This is a genomic window from Microbacterium hydrocarbonoxydans, assembly GCF_000956475.1.
GTDB lineage: Bacteria > Actinomycetota > Actinomycetes > Actinomycetales > Microbacteriaceae > Microbacterium > Microbacterium hydrocarbonoxydans_A.
On record NZ_JYJB01000009.1, the window covers coordinates 519,593 to 541,419 of the forward strand.

General features: G+C 69.7%; 21 protein-coding genes. 17 read left to right on the forward strand and 4 right to left on the reverse strand.

All coding sequences use genetic code 11. From position 1 onward, the window contains the following. Positions 1 to 4: 4 nt before the first annotated feature. Positions 5 to 1,501, reverse strand: a complete 1,497-nt coding sequence (locus RS84_RS11655) for a polysaccharide biosynthesis tyrosine autokinase (RefSeq protein ID WP_082062158.1) — start codon at positions 1,499 to 1,501, stop codon at positions 5 to 7. An 80-nt stretch (positions 1,502 to 1,581) separates the two neighbouring features. Between RS84_RS11655 and RS84_RS11660 the strand changes: the two genes are divergently transcribed. Beyond that, positions 1,582 to 2,319: a CPBP family intramembrane glutamic endopeptidase gene (locus RS84_RS11660; RefSeq protein WP_082062159.1), complete on the forward strand. Its 738-nt coding sequence runs from the start codon at positions 1,582 to 1,584 to the stop codon at positions 2,317 to 2,319. Here the strand turns inward: RS84_RS11660 and RS84_RS11665 are convergent, their stop codons facing one another. Both RS84_RS11665 and RS84_RS11670 read right to left on the reverse strand, forming a co-directional pair. Next, the gene (locus tag RS84_RS11665; protein WP_045257933.1) at positions 2,320 to 2,982 is read right to left on the reverse strand and encodes a hypothetical protein; all 663 of its coding nucleotides are present in this window, start codon (positions 2,980 to 2,982) and stop codon (positions 2,320 to 2,322) included. Then, on the reverse strand, positions 2,979 to 3,920 hold the full coding sequence (locus tag RS84_RS11670; protein ID WP_045257934.1) for a Ppx/GppA phosphatase family protein: 942 nt from the start codon (positions 3,918 to 3,920) through the stop codon (positions 2,979 to 2,981). Before RS84_RS11670 ends, RS84_RS11665 begins: the two co-directional genes overlap by 4 nt. Positions 3,921 to 3,957: 37 nt before the next feature. Here RS84_RS11670 and coaA point away from each other — a divergent pair, with 37 nt between their 5' ends. The 15 genes from coaA to RS84_RS11745 all read left to right on the forward strand — a co-directional run bounded on the left by coaA (position 3,958) and on the right by RS84_RS11745 (position 20,060). Beyond that, a complete protein-coding gene (gene coaA, locus RS84_RS11675; protein ID WP_045257935.1) occupies positions 3,958 to 4,902 on the forward strand; it encodes a type I pantothenate kinase in 945 nt (314 codons plus the stop codon). A gap of 475 nt (positions 4,903 to 5,377) precedes the next feature. Further along, positions 5,378 to 6,901: an HNH endonuclease signature motif containing protein gene (locus tag RS84_RS11680; protein WP_045257936.1), complete on the forward strand. Its 1,524-nt coding sequence runs from the start codon at positions 5,378 to 5,380 to the stop codon at positions 6,899 to 6,901. A 535-nt stretch (positions 6,902 to 7,436) separates the two neighbouring features. Continuing rightward, complete coding sequence (gene glmS, locus RS84_RS11685; protein WP_045257937.1) at positions 7,437 to 9,284, forward strand: glutamine--fructose-6-phosphate transaminase (isomerizing); 1,848 nt, start codon at positions 7,437 to 7,439, stop codon at positions 9,282 to 9,284. Positions 9,285 to 9,346: 62 nt separating this feature from the next. Beyond that, positions 9,347 to 9,706, forward strand: a complete 360-nt coding sequence (locus RS84_RS11690) for a holo-ACP synthase (RefSeq protein WP_045257938.1) — start codon at positions 9,347 to 9,349, stop codon at positions 9,704 to 9,706. Next, positions 9,703 to 10,806 (forward strand): alanine racemase, encoded by a 1,104-nt coding sequence (gene alr / locus RS84_RS11695; RefSeq protein ID WP_045257939.1) that lies wholly within the window; start codon positions 9,703 to 9,705, stop codon positions 10,804 to 10,806. Before RS84_RS11690 ends, alr begins: the two co-directional genes overlap by 4 nt. Further along, positions 10,803 to 11,294: a tRNA (adenosine(37)-N6)-threonylcarbamoyltransferase complex ATPase subunit type 1 TsaE gene (gene tsaE, locus RS84_RS11700; RefSeq protein ID WP_414738817.1), complete on the forward strand. Its 492-nt coding sequence runs from the start codon at positions 10,803 to 10,805 to the stop codon at positions 11,292 to 11,294. The genes alr and tsaE overlap by 4 nt, the downstream gene beginning before the upstream one ends. A 95-nt stretch (positions 11,295 to 11,389) precedes the next feature. Beyond that, positions 11,390 to 12,163 (forward strand): response regulator transcription factor, encoded by a 774-nt coding sequence (locus RS84_RS11705; RefSeq protein ID WP_045257940.1) that lies wholly within the window; start codon positions 11,390 to 11,392, stop codon positions 12,161 to 12,163. Between the two features lie 172 nt (positions 12,164 to 12,335). After that, on the forward strand, positions 12,336 to 13,934 hold the full coding sequence (locus RS84_RS11710) for a sensor histidine kinase (protein ID WP_045258145.1): 1,599 nt from the start codon (positions 12,336 to 12,338) through the stop codon (positions 13,932 to 13,934). Continuing rightward, the gene (locus RS84_RS11715; protein WP_045257941.1) at positions 13,931 to 15,088 is read left to right on the forward strand and encodes a hypothetical protein; all 1,158 of its coding nucleotides are present in this window, start codon (positions 13,931 to 13,933) and stop codon (positions 15,086 to 15,088) included. The genes RS84_RS11710 and RS84_RS11715 overlap by 4 nt, the downstream gene beginning before the upstream one ends. After that, a complete protein-coding gene (tsaB, locus tag RS84_RS11720; protein ID WP_045257942.1) occupies positions 15,085 to 15,696 on the forward strand; it encodes a tRNA (adenosine(37)-N6)-threonylcarbamoyltransferase complex dimerization subunit type 1 TsaB in 612 nt (203 codons plus the stop codon). The genes RS84_RS11715 and tsaB overlap by 4 nt, the downstream gene beginning before the upstream one ends. After that, on the forward strand, positions 15,693 to 16,262 hold the full coding sequence (rimI, locus tag RS84_RS11725; protein WP_082062160.1) for a ribosomal protein S18-alanine N-acetyltransferase: 570 nt from the start codon (positions 15,693 to 15,695) through the stop codon (positions 16,260 to 16,262). The genes tsaB and rimI overlap by 4 nt, the downstream gene beginning before the upstream one ends. Next, positions 16,259 to 17,320 (forward strand): tRNA (adenosine(37)-N6)-threonylcarbamoyltransferase complex transferase subunit TsaD, encoded by a 1,062-nt coding sequence (gene tsaD / locus RS84_RS11730; RefSeq protein WP_045257943.1) that lies wholly within the window; start codon positions 16,259 to 16,261, stop codon positions 17,318 to 17,320. The genes rimI and tsaD overlap by 4 nt, the downstream gene beginning before the upstream one ends. 2 nt (positions 17,321 to 17,322) lie before the next feature. Then, positions 17,323 to 17,781: a hypothetical protein gene (locus RS84_RS11735; RefSeq protein ID WP_235281479.1), complete on the forward strand. Its 459-nt coding sequence runs from the start codon at positions 17,323 to 17,325 to the stop codon at positions 17,779 to 17,781. Between the two features lie 4 nt (positions 17,782 to 17,785). Further along, positions 17,786 to 18,856, forward strand: a complete 1,071-nt coding sequence (locus RS84_RS11740; protein ID WP_045257945.1) for a hypothetical protein — start codon at positions 17,786 to 17,788, stop codon at positions 18,854 to 18,856. Then, the gene (locus tag RS84_RS11745; protein ID WP_045257946.1) at positions 18,840 to 20,060 is read left to right on the forward strand and encodes a hypothetical protein; all 1,221 of its coding nucleotides are present in this window, start codon (positions 18,840 to 18,842) and stop codon (positions 20,058 to 20,060) included. Before RS84_RS11740 ends, RS84_RS11745 begins: the two co-directional genes overlap by 17 nt. Before the next feature lies 1 nt (position 20,061). Here the strand turns inward: RS84_RS11745 and RS84_RS11750 are convergent, their stop codons facing one another. Then, positions 20,062 to 21,339 carry a class I SAM-dependent methyltransferase gene (locus tag RS84_RS11750; RefSeq protein ID WP_045257947.1) on the reverse strand — a complete coding sequence of 426 codons (1,278 nt, stop codon included), beginning with the start codon at positions 21,337 to 21,339 and terminating at the stop codon, positions 20,062 to 20,064. A 154-nt stretch (positions 21,340 to 21,493) separates the two neighbouring features. On the opposite strand from RS84_RS11750, the gene groES reads away from it, so the two are divergent. Beyond that, the gene (gene groES / locus RS84_RS11755) at positions 21,494 to 21,790 is read left to right on the forward strand and encodes a co-chaperone GroES (RefSeq protein WP_017203655.1); all 297 of its coding nucleotides are present in this window, start codon (positions 21,494 to 21,496) and stop codon (positions 21,788 to 21,790) included. Positions 21,791 to 21,827 lie beyond the last annotated feature (37 nt).

Here is a 21,827-nt window from a genome sequence, read left to right on the forward strand (position 1 = left end):
GGGCTCAGCTGGGCTTGAGCAGATCGTCGAACGCGTCGGAATCGGCGTCGGCCGCAGAGACCGAGGCCTTCGCGGTGGCACGGCGCTTCGGCGCGGGCGCCTTGGCCTTCGCAGCCACGCCCTTCACAGCCGGCGTCTTGTAGCCGTAGCCGCCGTACCCGTAGCCGTATCCATACCCGTACGCGTCGGCGCCCTTGGTCGGCACCATCGTCAGCACCACGCCAGCGACCTTCGCACCCACCGTCTCGAGCGCGTCGAGCGCGCCCTCGAGCTGATGCGTCGTGGTCTTGCCGACGGCGACCGCCATGATCGCGCCAGAGGTCACACGCGACAGCACCGCGGCATCCGTCACCGGCAGCAGCGGCGGAGCGTCGCACAGCACGATGTCGAACTCCTTCGACAGCGCCTCGAGCAGCTTCTTCATGCGGGCAGAGCCCAGCAGCTCGCTGGGGTTCGGTGGAATCTTGCCAGCCGGCAGCACGTACAGCGAGCGGTTGCCCCAGGGGAGCAGCACATCCGACACCTTGGCGCGCCCGATGAGCACGTCGGTGAGTCCAGTGCCGCCCTCGATGCCGAGGTACTCGGCGACCTTGGGCTTGCGCAGATCGGTGTCGACCAGCGCCACGCGCTTGCCGCTGTCGGCGAGGGCGATCGCGAGGTTGAGGGTGGTCGTCGACTTGCCCTCGGTCGGGATGCTCGAGGTGATGACGAACGTGTGCCCGCCGTCCATCTCGAGGAACTGCAGGTTCGTGCGCAGCGACCGGAACGCTTCAGAACGCGGGTTGAGCGGATCTGCCTGGATGATCAGCGGCCGCTCCTTCGCCTTCGGGTCGAGCGGGATCGCGCCGATCAGCGGCCGGTCGGTCAGCTGCTCGACGTCGCGGGGCGAGCGCACGCGCGTGTCGAGCACTGAGCGCAGCACCGCGATGCCGATGCCCACAGCGAGACCGAGCAGCACGCCCAGCGCCAGGTTCAGCGGAACGTTCGGGCTGACAGGAGCGTACGCGGCGACCGCATCGCGCACCCGGGTCAGCTTGATCGCGCTCTGCTCCTGGCCTGCCGGCGTGTCGATGCGCTCCACGGTGGCGGCGAGGCTCGCACCCAGCGAGTTCGCGATGTCGGCAGCCATCACCGGATCGGGATCCTGCACCGTGATCTGGATCAGCGTGCTGTTCAGCGGGCTCGACGACTTGACGCTCTCGGCGAGTTCGTCGGCGTTCACGTTCAGCCCGAGCTCGGTGATCACCGGGTTCATCACCACGGGCTCGCGCACCAGGCTCACGTACGTCGTGATGCGCGACTGCGCGAACGTCGAGCCCTGCTGCAGCTCGCTCACCGTGCCGGTGCCGGCCTGCGACTGCACGAACACGACGCTCTGCGACTCGTACAGCGGAGTGCGAGTGAGGGAGTATCCCGCGGCGGCCGCCAGCCCCAGCAGGGTCGTCACGACGATCACTAGCCAGCTCTTACGAAGGATGCGGATGTAGTCGCTGAGTTCCATGGCGCCTCTCGTCGGTTCGCGGGTTAATTGTCCCATAGCCGGGGCGCAGAGATATTCCGGTAAACGATACGGTGGGAACGATGACCGCCCCCGCTCGCGAACGCCGTTCCCGCCGACACCGCCCCTGGTGGCGTGGCGGGTCGTCGGTGCGGCGCTGGAACAGCGAGGTGCTCGGCTGGGCGGCCCTCGGCCTCGGGACCGCGCTGCTCGCCGGGTTCGCTCTCGGCAGCCTCGTCGGGCCCACCTGGGGAACCGTCGCGCTCTGGGTCGCTCTCATCGTGCCGGTCGTCTTCGCCTTCCGCCGTGGCGTGCCGCGCGGACTCCTCGCGTTCCGTGCGGTCGATCTGCTCTACGCGGTCGTGCTCGGCAGCGCGGTGCGTCTCGTGCAGGGCTGGCTCGCAGGGCCCGGCCCGATGCCGACCTATCCCACGCTCGACGGCTCGCTGCCGCCGCTGTGGTGGGCCGACGAGCTGCTCGCCGGCGGCGTGGTCGCGCCGGTGGTCGAGGAGTTCTTCTTCCGCGGGATGCTGCTGGTCGCGCTTTTCACGGTGGTGCGACGGATGCTGCGGCGCCCCGCATCCGAGGGCATCCTGCCCGCCGGGGTCATCGCCGTCGTCGTCACGGCCGGCCTCTTCGTGCTCGCCCACCAGCTGGTGTCGCCCGTGGCGCTCGACGTCGCCCTCTCGCTCAGCGTGCTGGGCCTCGTCACCGGCTCACTCGTGATGTTCACAGGGCGGATCTGGCCCGCCGTTCTCGTGCACGTCGTGTACAACCTCACGGGCGTGGGGCTCACCGTGCTCGGGACGCTGCTGGGATAGTCAGTCGCCGCTGAGCGCCACGCGCACGACTCGCGCCGTCGCGTCGACTGCCGGAGCCAGCTGCTCGGCGGATTCCACGTACACCTCGCGCTCACGCCGGTAGGGGTCGACCACATCATCGTCCTGCGGTGCGGCCGGTGCCGTCAGCCCGCGCTGCCCCGACACCACGGCGACGGCGGCGGCGAGGCGCTCGCGAGGCGTCGAGCCCGCGGCATCCGCTGCCCTTCTGATCTCCTCGTCGCTCAGCGACGATGCGAGACGCGCGAACTCGCGCACCGTGAACGTGTGGCGCAGGTGCCGCGGGCTCAGCTCGACCGCGGCCGTGCGATGCTCGCGCGACATCGCGAGGACGAGATCGGCGTCGTCGGCCAGCGGCTCCTGCAGCCAGCGCGCGCGGTGCGCGGCGAGGTCATCGGGCGAAGCGCCGTGCTGCAGGGCGAGCTCCTGCGCGGTGCGGTCCATCTCGCGCTCGACCAGAGCCCGCGTGCCCGCACTGTGCACCCGCACATCGAGATCGCGAAGGCGCGCCCGCAGCAGCACCTCGGCCTGCGGCGAGCGGCAGATGTTGCCGGTGCAGACCGTGAGGATCACGGGTGCGCCGGCATCCGCTCTCGCCTCGCGCCGCTCACGACGCGTGCGCGGCGGCACGTCGAAGTCGCTCATCGTGCCTGACCGCTCCAGCTGAGCTGCTCGGTGTACCGCAGCAGCACGCCCTCGCGCAGGGCCCATGGCGACACCTCGAGCTCGTCGATCTTGAGCATCGTCATCGCGGTGTGCAGAGAGACAGCGGCCGCGACGATCTGCAGCGCGCGGTCGGCCGTGATGCCCGGCAGCTCCTGACGAGCGGATGCCGGAATCCGCGCGAGCCGCGGAATCCATGAGCCCAGCGACGACCGCGACAGCACCGTGCGGTCGAAGCCGAGGCCGGTCACCTCACGACCCGCGAGATTCGCGAGCGAGCGGATGGCCTTGGACGAGCCGATCACATGATCAGGGCGGGGGAGGGCCATGATCCGCTCCGCGACGGGAGCGAGCACCGCCTCGGCGTGCGCACGCAGCTGCGCCGCGGCATCCTCCCCGGGGGGATCGCTCGGCATGAACTGCACCGTCATCCGGCCGGCGCCGAGGGGCACGGATGCCGCCACCTCCGGCACCTCGTCGGCACCCGCCGCGAACTCGAAAGAGCCGCCGCCGATGTCCATCAGGAGGATGCGTCCGGCATCCCATCCGAACCACCGCCGCACCGCGAGGAACGTCAGCTCGGCCTCCTGCTCGCCGCTGAGCACCTGCAGGGGCTGGCCGAGAGCCGCCTCGATGCGGGCGATGACGTCGTCGCCGTTGAGAGCCTCGCGCACCGCGCTCGTCGCCGTGGCCAGCAGCGTGTCGACGCGCTCGGTCTCGGCGATCATGCGCGCGCGGGTGACCGCGGCGACCAGCGCCTGCACGCCCTCTTCGCTGATCGCTCCATCGGGAGTGAGGTAGCGCATGAGCCGCACGACCGTGCGGTCGCTGGTGGTCGCCAGCGGACGGCCTCCGGGGCGGGCATCCGCGGCCAGGAGGTGGACGGTGTTCGAGCCGATGTCGAGAATTCCCAGACGCACGGGAAGAGACTACCGGCGCCGCGGATACCATTGAGCCGTGACCACCGTCGACCCCACGCTGCCGCTGTCTCCATATCGGGAGATCGGCCGGGCGGAATGGGCGCGGCTCGCAGCGGGACTCGACCAGCCGCTCACCGAGACCGAGGTCGTCGAGCTCCGCGGCATCGGAGATCGTCTCGACCTCACCGAGGTGCGCGAGGTGTATCTGCCGCTGAGTCGTCTGCTCTCGCTGTACGCCACCTCGACCAAGAAACTGGGCGCTGCGACCTCGTCGTTCCTGCAGGAGGACGACACGACCACGCCGTTCGTGGTCGGCGTCGCCGGTTCTGTGGCCGTGGGCAAGTCGACCATCGCGCGACTGCTCCGCGAGCTCATGAGCCGCTGGCCGGGCACGCCCCGTGTCGAGCTCGTCACGACCGACGGCTTCCTCTACCCGAACGCCGAACTCGAGCGCCGCGGCCTCATGGACCGCAAGGGCTTCCCGGAGTCGTACGACCGGCGCTCGCTCATCCAATTCCTCACCGAGGTGAAGAGCGGTGCGCCCGAGGTGCGTGCACCGTTCTATTCGCACATGCGGTACGACATCGTTCCCGACGCGCACGTCGTCGTGCGGCGGCCCGATGTCGTGATCGTCGAGGGGCTCAACGTGCTGCAGCCGCCGGCGGCGCCGAACGACGTGGCCGTGAGTGACCTGTTCGACTTCTCGATCTTCGTCGACGCCGACACCGCGCACATCGAGAAGTGGTACGTCGACCGGTTCCTGGCGCTGCGGCAGGGGGCGTTCTCCAATCCGTCGTCGTACTTCAACGTGTTCGCGCACCTGACGGATGCCGAGGCCATCACGACCGCCCTCGGCTACTGGAACGAGATCAACATGCCAAACCTGGTCGAGAACGTCATGCCGACCAAGCACCGGGCGCGGCTGGTTCTCAACAAGGGCGCCGATCACGCCGTCGAGAGTGTGCTGCTGCGCAAGCTCTGATGTGGCGTGGGGGACGCCTGTCGTCGAGTGCCGCGGGCCGTTGAGCGTTGAGCGAGCGGAGCGAGACGAAACGTGTGGCTCCTGCCGGGACGTGAGCCGACCGACCGATCGCGCGTTTCGTCTCGGTCGCTGCGCTCCCTCGCTCAACGACCGGGGAGTGTTCTGGTCGTTGAGCGAGCGCAGCGAGACGAAACGTGTGTCTCCTGCCCGAACGATCACGCGTTTCGTCTCGGTCGTTACGCTCCCTCGCTCAACGACCGGGGTGTTCTGGTCGTTGAGCGAGCGCAGCGAGACGAAACGGTGTGGCGTTCCGGTCGCAGTTGGTGCCGTTTGCACGTGATTCGGGCGGCGTGAACTGCGACCGGAGTGCTGATTAATGTCGCGCAAGAGGGGCCTCGAGAAAATGATGGAAAAGTTTCTCTGATCGGCCTGTTTTCGGGGTCGGAATGTCGGTGCCCCTCGGCATGATGGAGGTATGAACAGCATCGCCGAAACGCTCGCGCAGGTCGCGTCCGATCTGCGTGCGGTGCTGTCCGATGACGGCCTGGCGGGTCTGTCGGATGCGGAGCGGGCGGAGGCGCTGCGGGGAGCGGGGGAGGTGTCGCGCCTGGTCGACGCGGTCGTCGTGGAGACGGTCGCCACCGCGGATGTCGAGTTCGGGCACCGGTTCGGATGCCGGGGCATGAACGAGCTGCTGCAGCGAGCCCTGCTGACCGACGCGCCGTCGGCATCGAAGATGATCCGGGCGGCGGACCTGGTCCAGCGGGATATGAACATCGTGTCGGGGGAGCGACTCCCCGCCCGGTGGCCGGCGTTGCGCTCCGCCCTGCTCGACGGGGCCGTCGGGATCGCCGGGTTGCTCGCCGCGATCGGGCCGATCGAGTACGCCCGGACCCGCATCGGCACCGACGAACGCCTCTGGGCCGACGAGGCTCTCGCGGCTCACGCCCGGGGCCTATCCGTGACGGACGATTCCGCGGTCGGTGCTGACGCTGCCGATGGTGACGCTGGAGTAGCGGTCATTGACGCTGGCGCGGTGGGTGTTGAGGGTGAGATGGCGGGTCCTCCGGCGACGGCGGATGATCTGCGGTTGTTGTCGTCGGCGCTCGCGATGATCCTCGACCCGGACGGGGCGGAGCCGACCGACCGGGATGCGCAGCAGGGACGGTTCCTGAATCTCGGGCGTTTGCACAAGGGCGCGCATCGCCTGTCCGGGAGCATCACTCCCGAGGTGGCGGCGCAGCTGCAGTTGATCTTCGATGCGTTCAACAACCCGAAGGTCGGCGGCGCACCCGCCCCGGGCTCCGCGGCGCCAGAACGGCCTCACCCCGGGGTGGTCTTCGAACCTAGCCCCGAAGAATCTGCTGACGTATTCAACACCGATCCGCGGAACGTGATCGACCCCCGCACCCCCGGCCAGAAACGCCACGACGCCTTAGCCGCGGTGTTGGGTATAGCTGCCCGACACGAGGACATGCCCACACTGGGTGGTGCGGCGCCGACCCTCGTGGTCCACGTCGACGCGAAAGACCTGGCAACAGGGACGGGATGGGCGACGGTCCCCGGCTCCGGGGCCCCGGTGCCGCTGTCTGTCGCGGCGCACACAGCCTGCACCGGGGCGATTCAGCGGGTCCTGTTCGATGAAGGCCGCATCGTCGGCATCACCACCACGGACCGGGTGTTCAACGCCCACCAGCGCCGCGCGATCATCGCCCGCGACAAGGAATGCCTCATCCCCGGATGCCACGTCCCCGCCTCCTGGTGCGAGATCCATCACGTCACCGAACACGCCCGCGGCGGACCCACCCACACCGACAACGGTGTGCCCCTGTGCTGGTGGCACCACCGCTCCCTCGGCAATTCGGGGTGGGAGATCCGCATGAACGCAGGGGTCCCGCAGATCCGCGGACCCGCCTGGTGGGACCCCACCCAACAGTGGCGCACACCCCGCCTGTCGAGCCCAGACCCCGCCCGACGACGAACAGTGCTGCGCACCTGACGGTGCAGCGCGCCGCCGACGGTACGCGACAGGGCTGATGGCGCGCAGCACCTTATCCGGTTCCTCGTGGCATACATTCCACCACGCGGGCGTTTCGTCTCGCTTCGCTCGCTCAACGATCCGTCCTGGCCGCGCCTCGGGGGTTCAGCGAGGGGGCGGGCGTTTCGTCTCGGCTCGCTCGCTCAACGAACGGTTCTTACCGTGCCTTGGGGAGTTCCGAGGCGGCGGGCGTTTCGTCTCGCTTCGCTCGCTCAACGACCGGGCCTGGCGGCGCGTCGGGGCGTTTCGTGAGCCGGCGGGCGTTTCGTCTCGCTTCGCTCGCTCAACGATCGGTCCTGGCCGCGCTCGGGGTTCAGCGAGTGGGCGGGCGTTTCGCCTCGGCTCGCTCGCTCAACGAACGGTCCTGGACCACCGGTCGTTGAGCGAGGGAGCGGAGCGACCGAGACGAAACGCGGCGAGTCCCCGAAAGCACCGGCCCCAGCATCCGGCCATTCGTACAGGCTCCTGCCAAAAGTTCCCGCTTACCCTGGAACCTATGTGTGGAATCGTCGGATACGTGGGCCCGCGCCCCAGCCAGGACATCCTGCTCGCAGGGCTCGCCCGTCTCGAGTACCGCGGATATGACTCCGCCGGAATCGCCGTCATCGACGGCGACGGCACGCTCGGCATGCGCAAGAAGGCCGGGAAGCTCAGCATGCTGCGCGACTCGCTGGCCGAGTCCGCCCTGCCCGACGGCAGCACCGGCATCGGCCACACGCGCTGGGCCACGCACGGCGGCCCGACTGACGGCAACGCGCACCCGCACCTCGCCGACGACGACAAGCTCGCGCTGATCCACAACGGCATCATCGAGAACTTCGCCGAGCTGCGCGACGAACTGCTCGCCGACGGCGTCTCGTTCCGCAGCGAGACCGACACCGAAGTGGCTGCAGCCCTGCTCGGCCGCCAGTACCGCGAGAACGGCGGCGACCTGCAGCTCGCGTTCCGCGGCGTCGTGAACCGCCTCGAGGGCGCGTTCACGCTGCTCGCGATGCACCAGGACCACCCGGGCCTCGTCGTGGGCGCCCGCCGCAACTCGCCGCTCGTCATCGGGCTCGGCGAGGGCGAGAACTTCCTCGGCTCCGACGTGGCCGCATTCGTCGAGCACACGCGCAAGGCGCTCGCGATCGGTCAGGACCAGATCGTCTCGATCACCCCTGAGGCCGTCACCGTCACCGACTTCGCCGGCACTCCGGTCGAGGCAGAGCCCTTCGACGTCTCCTGGGACGCCGCCGCCGCCGAGAAGGGCGGATGGTCGTCGTTCATGGCCAAGGAGGTCGCCGAGCAGCCCGAGGCGGTTGCGAAGACGATCCTCGGCCGCGTGCACGAGGGCCAGGTCGTGATCCCCGAGCTCGACGGTCTCGACGACCTCTTCACCGGAATCAACCGCATCATCATCACGGCGTGCGGCACGGCATCCTATGCAGCCCTCGTCGGCAAGTACGCGATCGAGCAGTGGGCCCGCGTCGCCGTCGACGTCGAGCTCGCGCACGAGTTCCGCTACCGCGACCCCGTGATCGGCACCGACACCCTCGTCGTCTCGATCAGCCAGTCGGGCGAGACCATGGACACGCTCATGGCCGTCAAGTACGCCCGCGAGCGCGGAGCACGCACGCTGTCGATCTGCAACACCCAGGGCGCGACGATTCCCCGCGAATCGGATGCCGTCGTCTACACCCACGCCGGACCCGAGGTGGCCGTCGCCTCGACCAAGGCGTTCTCGGCGCAGATCACCGCGCTGCTGCTGCTCGGCCTGCACATGGGTCGGGTCCGCGGAACGGTGGAGGATGCATCCGCCGATGTGGCCGAGCTCCAGGCGCTGCCGGAGAAGATCGCCAAGGTGCTCTCCTCCGAGCAGGATCACGTCGAGCAGCTCGCCAGCTGGATGGCCGACACCCGCTCGGTGCTGTTCCTCGGCCGCCACGTGGGCTTCCCGATCGCGCTCGAAGGCGCGCTCAAGCTCAAGGAGATCTCGTACATCCACGCCGAGGGCTTCGCCGCGGGCGAGCTGAAGCACGGCCCGATCGCGCTCATCGAGCCCGGCCAGCCCGTCTTCGTCCTGCTGCCGTCGCCGCGCCACTCCGCGCTGATCCACTCGAAGGTCGTCTCGAACATCCAGGAGATCCGCGCCCGCGGTGCCCGTGTGATCGTGGTCGCCGAAGAGGGAGACGTCGCAGTTCTTCCGTTCGCCGACGAGGTCATCCGCATCCCGCTCGCGGGCGCGATGTTCGAGCCGCTGCTGTCGGTCGTGCCGCTGCAGATCTTCGCGATGGCCCTCGCCACCGCGAAGGGCCTCGACGTCGACCAGCCCCGCAACCTCGCGAAGTCGGTCACGGTCGAGTAGAAGTCGGTCGTGGCCGGCTGAGCCGGACGTCCGTCGAGAATCGGCCCGGGTAGGCTGAACGGGTGATCATCGGGACCGGCATCGACCTCGTGGACATCCCCCGGTTCGAGCGGACCGTCGAGCGGACGCCGAAGCTCCTGCCGCGGCTGTTCACTCCCGCGGAGCAGACTCTGCGCCTGTCTTCCCTGGCCGCGCGCTACGCCGCGAAAGAGGCGCTGATCAAGACGCTCGGGGGCTCCGACGGCGTGCACTGGACCGAGATCGAGATCGCTTCGGCAGCATCCGGAGCTCCTCACTTCGTCCTCAGCGGCAGCACCGCCGCCGCCGTGCAGGCCAAGGGCATCACGAAGCTGCACCTGACCCTCACTCATGACGCGGGCCTCGCCGCCGCGTTCGTCGTCGCCGAAGGAGAGCCGCTGTGACCCTGTTCCGAGAGGCGACCATCGACCTCGACGCGATCAGCGACAACGTCCGGCACTTCCGTCGGCTCACGGGCGTGCAGGTGATCGCCGTCGTCAAAGCCAACGCCTACGGCCACGGCGCGGCCGCGGCCGCCGTCGCGGCGCTCGCCGGAGGAGCCACGCGCCTGGGCGTCGCCGAGATCCCCGAGGCGCTCGAGCTGCGCCGCCAGGGCATCACGGCGCCGATCGTCGCGTGGCTGCACGCGCCAGGGGAGCGGTTCGAGTCAGCAGCCGCACAGAACATCGAGGTGGGCATCTCCTCGTTCGACCAGCTCGAGGCAGCGGCGAAGGCCGCCGAGGTCGATCGTCCGGTCGGGGTGCACCTGAAGCTCGAGACTGGGCTGTCGCGCAACGGCATCCCGCCGGCCGACTGGGGGCGAGTGCTCGCCGAGGCGGCGCGCCTCGAGCGCATCGGCCGGCTGCGGATCGTCGGACTCTTCAGCCACCTCTCCAACGCCTCCCACGACGACGACAGGGCGGCGCTCGCGAAGTTCCTGAAGGGCGTCGCGGATGCCGAGGCCTTCGGCATCCGTCCGGAGATCCGGCACATCGCGGCCACCGCCGCGGCGATCGATCTGCCCGAGACCCGACTCGACGCGGTGCGCATCGGCATCGGCCTGTACGGACTCTCGCCCTTCGAGGATCGCACCTCCGCATCCCTCGGGCTGCGGCCGGCGATGACCCTGCGCGGATCCATCGCGGCCGTGCGCCGGGTGCCCGCCGGCACAGGCGTCTCGTACGGATACGACCATCGCACCGATCGCGACACGACCCTCATCCTCGTGCCGCTCGGCTACGCCGACGGGGTGCCGCGCAGCGCCTCCGGGCGCCTGCCGGTGTCGATCGCCGGACGCCGGTTCCGCAACGTCGGCCGCATCGCGATGGACCAGTTCGTCGTCGACGTCGGCGACATGGCGGTGTCGGTCGGTGACGAGGTCGTGCTCTTCGGCGACCCGACCCTGGGCGTGCCCTCGGCCACGGACTGGGCGGATGCCGCGGGCACGATCAACTACGAGATCGTCACGCGCATCGGCGGCCGGGTGCCGCGGAGGGCATCGTGAGCGTCGACCCCGCACTGCTCGGGCGACGCGAAATCGCCACGAGCGAGGACATGGAGAAGCTCGGCTTCGCCCTGGGCGAGACGCTCGAGGCCGGAGACCTGCTGATCCTCACCGGCCCTCTCGGCGCCGGCAAGACGACGTTCACGCGCGGACTCGCTGAGGGCCTTGGCGTGCGCGGACCTGTGCAGAGCCCGACCTTCGTGATCGCCCGCACACATCCGTCGCTCGTCGGGCGGGCGCCTCTCGTGCATGTCGACGCGTACCGCCTCGGATCCGGAGCGGAGCTCGACGACCTCGATCTCGACCTCGCCCGCTCCGTCGTCGTGATCGAGTGGGGCCGTGGCATGGCCGAGGAGCTCGCGGATTCGTGGTGGGACATCGAGCTCGAGCGCCCGACCGGACGCGACGACGATCTCGACCCGTCCGAGCTGGACGCCGATGCGCCGCGCATCGTGACGATCACACGCGTGACCGCTTCCGAGGGCTGATCGCGCCCGGCCCGTTGGCGACCCCGCCTCGCTAGACTGCGAGGCAGACGATCGCGCGTCCTCGGACGCGCGAGCGCTCCATCTGTGGGGGAGACATGGACGAGCACGATGCGCATCGGCGCGTAGCGGTCATCATCGAGGATGACCCTGACGTGCGCAGCCTGCTCGACGAGGTGTTCCTCGCAGCCGGATTCGCCACAGTGCTCGCCGGCGACGGCCAGACCGGCCTCACCGCGATCCGCGAGCACACCCCTGCGATCGTCACCCTCGACGTGAACCTTCCGGGCATCGACGGCTTCGAGGTCGTGCGGCGGATCCGCGCCGTGAGCTGCGCCCACGTCATCATGATCTCGGCGCTGGGCGATGAGCCCGATGTCGTGCTCGGACTCACCAGCGGAGCCGACGACTACCTGGTCAAGCCCTTCCGTCCGCGCGAGCTCCGTGCGCGGATCGAGGCGTTCATGCGACGGACCCAGCATCCGCCCGAGGCCGAGACGCCGAAGCGGCCCGCAGCCTCCTCGCGGCCACCCGTCAGATCGATGACGCATCGCGACCTCACGGTCGACCCGGACACCCACACGGTGCAGATCGCGCGCCGCGACATCGTGCTCACGCCGACGGAGTTCGTGCTGATCTCCGCCCTGCTCGAGTCACAGCGGCGCGTGCGCAGCAAGACCGAGCTCGCGCGGCTGCTGCGGACCGCCTCGGGCGCGGCATCCGACTACATCGGCGATGCCGACAAGCGCGCGGTGGAGGTGCACATGACCAACCTGCGCCGAAAAATCGGCGATGCCCCGGCCAGTCCTCGTTACATCGAGACCGTACGGGGCATCGGGTACCGGCTCACCCCGGGGGAGGAGAGCGGATAGTCGGGGCCGGTGGAGGCCGCGGCTCCCCAGAAACCGCAGCCTCAAAGTCCGTGACTCCCCAGAAACGGACCGGCCCCCACTCAGGATGCTAGAGCTCACCGGCTCAGAAGTACGTCCACTCAAGTCGTTCTTTCACGAATCTTGCGCCAACCTTGAGGAAGAGGGGGTGAGCATGACCCGAACGCTCTCGATCTGGCGCTGGCAGCTCATCTTCACGGCCGGGATGATCGCCATCGCGGTCGCGATCGCGGCCTTCATCCCGCGCACCTTCGGCAACCCGTACGTGGTGTCGGGATTCGGCACAGTGCTCGCGACGACGGTCGTCACCATCGCCGCGCCCTGGTCGCGGCTGCCTCGATGGACGGCGGCGCTCGTGCCCTTCCTCGACGCCTTGGCAATCGGCCTGACGACGAATGTCGCAGAGATCCGGCTCGGGTTCCTGTGGGTGTTCCCGATCACCTGGCTCGCCGCGTTCTTCACCCTGCCCTGGATCTTCGGATGCATCGGCTTCATCATGCTGTGCCTGGTGCTGTTCTCGGGGCACAGCGGCACGCAGACCGATGTCGTCCTGCGGGTGCTGACGGTGCTCATCACGCTGAGCTTCCTCGGAGTGTCGATCCGGCTCGGCATGCGCAGAGCGCGCGCCTCGGGTCGCCTGCTCAAGCGGCAGTCCGAGCAGGCGGCCCGTGCGGCTGAGCGTGCAGAGACCCAGCAGCTGCGCGTGACGCAGATCATCGACGCACTCGACATCGCCCTCGTGGTCGTCACGGCGGGCGGCCGCATCGTGAAGATGAACGACGCCTACCGTGTGCTCTACGGCCGCGACCGGTTCGGCGCCGTGCTGCCGTCGGCGTCGGTCGAGTACGACGATCGCCGGGGAAATCCGGTTCCCCCTGAGCGGACGACGCTCGCCCGCGCGTCGGCGGGCCAGCTGCTCGCGGGGGAGCGGGTGTGGCTGTTCGACAGTGAAGGAGCCTGGCATGCCCTCGACGTCAGCACGCACGCGATGGCGGGCGACACCGAGCCGACCACCCTCGTGATCATCGACGACGTGACAGCGCTGATCGAGGCGGACGAGGAGCGCGCGGCGATCACGGCCGTCGTCTCTCACGAACTGCGCAATCCGCTCACCGCCATCATCGGTCACGCCGATCTGCTTCTCGAGCGCGATGACCTGCCGGAGCGAGTGCGAGGGCAGCTCGAGGTCATCATGAACGCGGGAGAGCGGATGCAGCGGCTCGTCACGAGCGCGCTCGACGATCCGCGCTCCGACGACACCGAGCATCGTCCGGTCGATCTGCGCGACGTGGTCGACGCCTCGGCGGCATCCTTCGCCGCGATCGCGGCCGCAGCCGGCATCGCCCTCGAGGTCGGCGGAGCCCGAGAGGTGACCATCCTGGGCGACGCGTTCCGGCTGCGGCAGGTGCTCGACAACCTGCTCAGCAATGCGCTCAAGTACACCTCCGCCCATGGCACGGTGACCGTGACGCTCGCCGATGCCCCTGCTCCCGAGATCGTCATCGCCGACACCGGCGGGGGCATCGCCGAGAACGACCTCGCCCGACTTTTCGAGCCGTACTTCCGCACGGAGTCGGCGATCCGCGCAGGCATCCCGGGCACCGGCTTGGGAATGGGCATCGCCCGCGACATCGTCGCGCTGCACGGCGGAACCATCGAGGTTGCCAGCGTGGTCGGCGACGGCACGCGTGTGATCCTGAGATTCCCCGCCCCGCCGGCACCCCGGCCCGACGACCCGAAGGCCGATTCATGACCGGAGCAGCGCTCGCCCCGCTCAACATCGACGTCACGACCAGCATGGTGGCCGTCGTCACCGCCCTGGCCGTGCTGGTCTTCGGGCTTGCCACTCTGGCCAAGCCCAGTCGTGCGACCGTCGCGTGGGGCGTCGCCTACGCGATCGGGATCTTCGGCGCGTACCTCTGGCTGGGCGGATACCAGCTCGACGATCCCGTGATGCGTGCGGGCGCCTCGGCCACCCTGTTCAGCTTCGAGCCGCTGGTGTGGTGGGGGCTGCGCGCCTTCGCCCGTCGACGGCCGATCTCCTGGCCGGTCATCGCCTTCATGGTGCTCGGACCGGTGCTCCTGCTGACCACGGCGGGCTCTCCGATCTACCAGATCGCATTCCGGGTGCTCTTCCTCGTCGCGAGCATCTTCGCAGCCCTCGTCGTCTACGAGCTGATCCGGCTGAGGAACGTGCCGCGCGACATCACGATGCCGCTCCTGCTCGCCTCGGCGATGTTCGTGCTGCTCGCGGTCACGGCGGCCGTTTCCGCAGTGACGGTCCGCGGCCTCACGGCGGAGCAGCAGATGGGCATCCTCCGCGGGACGAACAGCACAGGCGCGATCGTGCTGAGCGCATGCGCGGCCTTCACGCTCATCCTCCTGGTCAGAACGGATGCCGACGCCGCCAGCCGTGCGCACGACGACGCCGAGCGGCTGCGTCGCCGACTCGCTCGCGCGCACGCCAGGGGAGAGGAGGACTGGTCGGTGCTGGCAGTGCACCTCGACGATCCCGTCGACCTGCGCGACGCCCTCACGATCGGGACGTTCGCCGAGCTGATCGCGCGGCACCGCGCCGGCATCGAGAAGTCTCTGCCCGCGTCCGCCGACATCCACGTCGTCGACGACACCACGACCGTGATCGTGATCAACGCGGGCGACGAAGCCGTGGCTCACCACATCCGCGACATGCTCTCGCGCATCTCGTCGGTCGACGACGAGGCGGCGGCCGGCCCCCGGCTCTCGGCGAGCGTCGGATGGGCGCCGGCGTCGGCGCTCGGATTCGACTACGACGTGCTGCTCGCAGCGGCAGGCCTCGCGGCCCTCGACGCCCGGGCCCGCGGCGGCGACCGCTGGGCGCGCGCGGACAGGCCGGCCCCGGCATCCCCGGCTAACCTGGAAGCGTGATCCTCGCCGTCGACACCTCTCTCGGTACTGCCGTCGCCGTCATCGACGACGACGGCGCTCTTCGCGCCGAAGCCGCCACGAGTGACCCCCTCGGCCACGCCGAGGTCATCGGCGACCTCCTGGTGCGCGTTCTCGACGAGGCCGGCGCGGGCGAGATCACGCACGTCGTGTCGGGCATGGGGCCAGGGCCCTTCACCGGGCTCCGCATCGGCATCGCCGCCGCTCGCACCTTCGCTCTGGGCCGCGGCATCCCCGTGATCCCCGTGCCGAGTCACTTGGCCGCCGCCCTCACGCATACGGGCGAGGGCCGCTTCGCGATCGTGACCGACGCGCGCCGCCGCGAGGTCGCGATCACGGTGTTCGACGGGACGGATGCCGACGGCGTCCCCGCCGTCGTGGCGGACACCGTGCTCGTGCCCGCTTCTGTCGCCGACGCGCATCTCGCCGGCGTGCGGCGCATCGACGTCGCGACCATTTCCGGCGCCGACCTGGCCAGGGTGGGGGCGCGCGCGCTCGCCGCGGGGCGTACGCTGACGGGCGACGAGCCTCTGTACATGCGCCACCCCGACGTCGTGGTGCCGGGGGCTCCGAAGAAGGTGGGGCTGTGACTCTCCGAGCAGCCACGCCTGACGATCTCGCCGGCATCATGGCGATCGAGCAGGCGTCCTTTCCGACCGACGCATGGAGCGTCGAGGCGATGGCCGCCGAGCTCGCCTCGCCGCACAACCGCTATCTCGTCGACGAGGCGGAGGGGCTGGTGATCGGCTACGGCGGCGTGCGCGCGCTCGAGGGCGGGGCGGATGCCGACATCCAGACCATCGCCTTCGACGCCGCCCAGCGTGGCAGGGGTCTCGGGCGGGCGCTGCTGCGGGCCCTGCTCGCCGCCGCGGCGGAGCGCGGAGCGCGGGAGGTGTTCCTCGAGGTGCGCGCCGACAACCCCGCAGCCGAGGGACTGTACCGCTCGGAGGGGTTCGAGGAGATCGGACGGCGCCCCGGCTACTATCAGCCGGATGACGTGGACGCGATCGTGATGAGGCTCGACCTCCGGAACAGGGGAACGAACCTCCACCGTTCGTTGAGCGAGGAGCGCAGCGACGACGGGCTCCACCGGTCGTTGAGCGAGGAGCGCAGCGACGAGACGAAACGCAGTGACCGTACGGAGGGACAGGAATGAGCGAGCCCCTGGTCCTCGGCATCGAGACGAGCTGCGACGAGACCGGCATCGGCATCGTCCGCGGCCGCACGCTGCTGTCGAACACGATCGCATCGAGCATGGACGAGCACGCGCGCTACGGCGGCGTCGTGCCGGAGGTCGCGGCGCGCGCCCACCTCGAGGCGCTGCAGCCGTCGATCGATGCGGCGCTCGCGGAGGCGGGCGTCGGTCTCGACGACCTCGACGCCGTCGCCGTCACGAGCGGTCCTGGCCTCGCCGGAGCCCTCATGGTCGGTGTCGGCGCGGCGAAGGGCCTGGCAGTCTCGATCGGCAAGCCGCTGTACGCCGTGAACCATCTCGTCGGGCACATCGCCGCCGACATCCTCACGCCCGACACGGAGCCGCTCGAGTACCCCACCGTGGCGCTGCTCGTCTCCGGCGGACACACCTCCCTGCTGCACGTGCGCGATCTCACAACCGATGTCGAACTGCTCGGCGAGACCGTCGACGATGCGGCGGGAGAGGCCTTCGACAAGGTCGCGCGGCTGCTGTCGCTGCCCTACCCGGGCGGCCCGGAGATCGACAGGGCGGCGCTCGACGGCGATCCGAAGGCGATCCGGTTCCCTCGCGGCCTGTCGAAGGCATCCGACCTGGCGAAGCACCGCTACGATTTCTCGTTCTCCGGTCTCAAGACCGCGGTCGCCCGCTGGGTCGAGCGATGCGAGGCCGAGGGGGTCGAGGTGCCGGTGGCCGACGTCGCCGCGAGCTTCCGCGAGGCAGTGGTCGACGTGCTCGTGACGAAGGCGCTCGCCGCCTGCGCAGACCTCGGCGTGCCGCGTCTGCTGCTCGGCGGGGGAGTGATCGCCAACCGGCGCCTGCGTGACGTCGCGCTGGAGCGCGCCGAGGCTGCAGGCGTCACGGTGCGCATCCCTCCGCTCGCGCTGTGCACCGACAACGGCGCCATGATCGCCGCTCTCGCCGCCGAGCTGATCTCCTCGGGACGCCGGCCCTCGACTCTTTCCTTCGGTGCAGACTCGACTCTTCCTGTCACCGAGATCCAGGTGGCCGAACGATCATGACCATGTCGGACGACGGGCTGCACGCCCGCATCGAGAAGCCCAGCGGCGAGGTCGAGCGACCCGCCGGGGCGGCTCGGCTGCCCGGCGCCCGTCGAGAGGGGTACACCAAGCTCCCCACCGGACCGGTCGGCATCGAGCCCGTCGTCGCGACCGGACCACACCTCGAAGCCGACGACGAGGTCGAGGAGTGGTCGCCGACCGATACGCCCGCTCGCGTCGATGACGCCCGGCTCGCCCCGTGGGCGCTGCTCGCGGCCATCGTGGCGCTGTGCGCCTCGTTCTTCGTGGGCTGGGGCATTCCCGTGGCCATCGTCGCGGTGATCGCCGCGATCATGTCGCTTCGGCGCCCGCTGGAGAACCATGCGATGGCGCGCTGGGCGCTCGTGCTCGGCCTGACGGCCACCGCATACAGCCTGGGCTGGCTGGTCTGGGCCGGCCTGCAGTTCGAACGGCTCGGATAAGCGGATGCCGGATGCCGAGACCCTCGCCGAGCTGCGATCGCTGCAGGAGCGTGCGTACGGTCGCGCCGGCGGTCTCTCCGAAGCCGAAGTCGCCCGCCTGGCGGAGCTGGAGCACTCGCCGGTCCCTGAGCGAGCAGCGACGCGTCCAGACGTAGAGCCGTCGACGCCGCCCGCCTCATCCCCGGTCGTTGAGCGAGGGCCGACGCATCGAGACGACGGGCCCTCAACGCCGCCCGCCTCATCCCCGGTCGTTGAGCGAGGGAGCGAAGCGACCGGACGCCGTGCTGAGCGAGGAAGTAAGCTCCGGCGCTGGGTCATCCCTGCCGCGATCGTCATCGCGATTCTCCTCGGCGTGCTGCTCGGCTGGGTGCTGTTCTCTCCGCGCGCTCCGCAGCCCGTGCCGCTGAGCGCGGAGCAGCAGTCCTGGCAGGACGACATCCTCGCGTCGGCCGTCTACGACCCGGGCTCCGTGCGGGCCATCGGCGAGGAGGACGGAACCATCATCTGGTTCGCAACCCGCGACGACGGCGGCATCGTGTGCGCGATCATCAGCGACGGAGTCACGACGGCGCCGGCCTGCCGGGAGCACGACGCCGCGATGATGCTCGGCATCCAGACGAGTCTGAGGCGAGAGGTCGAGGGCGGCGAAGGGCTGGTCGAGGCACAGGTGCAGTTCGACGCCGAAGGCGATCCTGCGGTGCTGAGCTCGAACTCCCTGATCGGCGGGGACCGAGGCGGCGGGTACGCGAACGAGACAGAGCAGCGCACAGCCGAGCTGCTGATGGCGAGCGGCTACACGCCGACCTCGCTGACGGTCGTCGGCCACGACGGCGACGTGCCGCTCTGGACCGGCCTGGACATCGAGACAGGGCGCTGGTGCCTGATCTACGACGGTTCTTCTACCCCGGTCGAAGCCGCCTGCGACGACGACGGCACCCAGGTCAGCAGCGGGGGCTCGCTCGGGCTGACGCGCGTCGATGTCGACGCCGGGACCTCGACCACCTTCGAGTATCGCTTCGGCCCTGGCGCCCCCTATCTCGAGATCACGAGGAACTCCGATGGCTCCGCTCCCTGAATCGGATGAGCTGCGAGCGCTGCAGCAGAAGGCCTACGGCCGCGGAGGCGGACTGACGGAAGCCGAGGCCGCGCGTCTCCGCGCGCTCGAGGCCCTCGGGTCTGGCCACGACGTCCCCGAGGAGCCTTCGGCGCCACCGGTCGTCGAGCGAGGAAGCGCAGCGACCGAGCGCGGTGCTGAGCGAGCGGAGCGAGTCGACGCGACGACACGCGTGACCGTGCCTCCGCCTCAGGTGACAGAGCTGTCCTCACCGCGTTTCGTCTCGCCTGCGGCTCGCTCAACGACCGAGGGAGTGCCGGCCGCCTCGACGACCGAGGGAGTGCCGGCCGCCTCGCCCGTCGCGGCCTCTTCCTGGCGCCAGGACCTGCGCCGGCACGGGAAGGCCGTGGCCGCGGCATCCGCTCTCCTCCTCCTCGTCGGAATCGGCACCGGCTGGGCGCTGTTCGCGCCGCGTGTGCGCGACGCCGTTGCACTCACCGCCGAAGAGGTGCAGCACAAGCTCGAACTCGATGAGGAATACGACTTCGACGAGGGCACGCTGCGCGCGGTCGTGCGGGACGATGACGCGCTGGTCTGGTTCGGCACGCAGAGCGACGGAGAGCAGAGCTGTCTCGTGCTCGACGCGGCAGAGCAGACGCAGCTGGGCTGCTCGCCGACCGACGGCATCAACACGGTCTACGGAATGAACGCCACCATCACCCTTCCGCCGGATGAGGACGCGGCGGAGGGCGACTTCGGGACGTCGATCAACGCGTACGGGATGCTGTCGTCGACCGGCGAGCCCATGGTGGCCATTCAGCGCTGGGATCAGGACGCGTCTGTGCTCGACCAGTTCGAGGGAGACGAGCGTACACGTGCGCAGGAGCTCATCGACGAGGGCTTCGAGGCCGGACTCTCGCTCGCCGGGTACGTGCGCGGTGAGCCCGCCTGGATCGCCTATCGGTTCACGGATTCGAGCGAGAACGAACGCTGCCTGATCGTCGACGCGCTCGACGGGATCGTCTGCGGATCGGAGTCCGACACTCTGACGGACGGATTGACGATCACAGGCGACGGCGATGGGGGGCGCATCGACGTCTCGGCGGGGTTCACGAACTGGGGCCAGCCGTATCTCACGGTGACCGAGAATCCCGGCGGCGCGTCGACGACGGTCATCGACACCGAGACCGGCGACCCGATCGAGGTGACCGACCCCGAGGGCTGACCTACGGCGCCGGCACTCGGTCGGCGAGGATCGCGAGCCGCTGGGAGCCGATGCGGGTGAGGATGAGGGTCGCCGACTCGGCGCCCTTCAGCTTGAGCTTCTTCCGGAAGGCGGCGGGATCGACGTCCATGCCGCGCTTCTTGATCTCGACCGTTCCGATGCCGTTGCGCGTCAGCACGGCGCTGATCGCCGCAGGCTTCGCCGGCATGGTCTCGCGCACACGGAACGACTGCACGAACGGGCTCGTCAGAGCGGCATCCGACGTGAGATACGCGATGTGCGGATCGAGCATTCCGGCGTCGAGGCTGCGCGCCACATCGCCGATCAGGCGGGCGCGGATCACCGCTCCGTCGGGCTCGTGCAGGTACGCGCCCAGCTCGCGCACGGGCGCGTCTTCGGCATCGGCTGCCGCCGTGAGCTCGTAAGAGCGGTCGCCGCGGATGATCAGAGCGGAGCGACGGATTCCGTCACGCGCGAGCACTCCGGTCCACACGACGAGCTCGACCACGCTGCCGTCGGCGCTCACCCACTGCGCCTCGCAGTCGTCGGGGAGCGCGTCGCGGTCGTGCGCGGGACCGAGCTTCATGCCGGTCGGCATCTGCGAGGCGACGTCGAACGCCCAGTCGAGCGAGGGGGAGTAGTCATCGGCGGAGACGCGACGGGTCTCGCTGTGCCCTGAGGTGCGGCGCGCCGGATCCATCCAGATCGCCTGCCCACCGCCGACTGCCGTGCGTTTCCCTCGGTCTTGTACGCCCGCCTCGGCGGAATCCGAGGAGTCGGACCGAGGGAGAGGCACACGTCCGAGCGAACCGTACGCGTCTTCGGCCGTGGCGTGGCGCACCTCCGAGCCGAACGGGGCGAGGTTGAAGGCGGCGATCGCCGAGGTCACCTCGTCGGCGTCGACCGCGAGCACCTCGAGTCCTGCGCCCGCGAATGCGAGAGCATCCCCGCCGATGCCGCATCCGAGATCGGCCACAGCGGTGATGCCTGCGGCGCGGAGGCGCTGAGCATGGCGGGCGGCGACCGCGAGCCGGGTGGCCTGCTCGAGACCCGCGCGGGTGAACAGCATCCGCTGGGCGAACTCTCCGAACTTCGCTCTCGCCTTCGTTCGCAGGTGCGCCTGACCGACCACGGCCGACACGAGATCAGGGGAGTGCCCGGCAGCTCGGAGCCGCGACACGGCCCGCGCGACCTCGGCGGTCGACTCGATGGGGCCGACGGCGTCGAGCAGCTCCAGGCCGACGGGTGTGAGCAGGGCTCGCAGCTCGGACATCTCCACCTGCCCAGCTTAGGTCCCCGGCATGCGGAGTCCAGCGGGGCGTTGGCACTCGCATTGCGTGAGTGCCAGCCGACCGCATAGACTGGATTAGCACTCTCGGGTTGAGAGTGCGAACGAGTCTTTCGTGTCATCGTCAAGAAAGAAGAGGTAGACCGTGTCGGTTTCCATCAAGCCGCTCGAGGACCGCATCGTCATCAAGCAGGTCGAGGCCGAGCAGACCACCGCGAGTGGCCTGGTCATCCCTGACACCGCCAAGGAGAAGCCCCAGGAGGGCGAGGTCGTGGCCGTCGGCCCCGGCCGCATCGATGACAATGGCAACCGCGTCCCGCTCGACGTCGCCGTGGGCGACCGTGTGCTCTACAGCAAGTACGGCGGCACCGAGGTGAAGTTCGGCGCAGACGAGTTCCTCGTCCTGTCGGCTCGCGACGTGCTGGCTGTCGTCGTCCGCTGACGTTTCGACGAGCTCAGCGACCCAGAGTCAGAGCTCA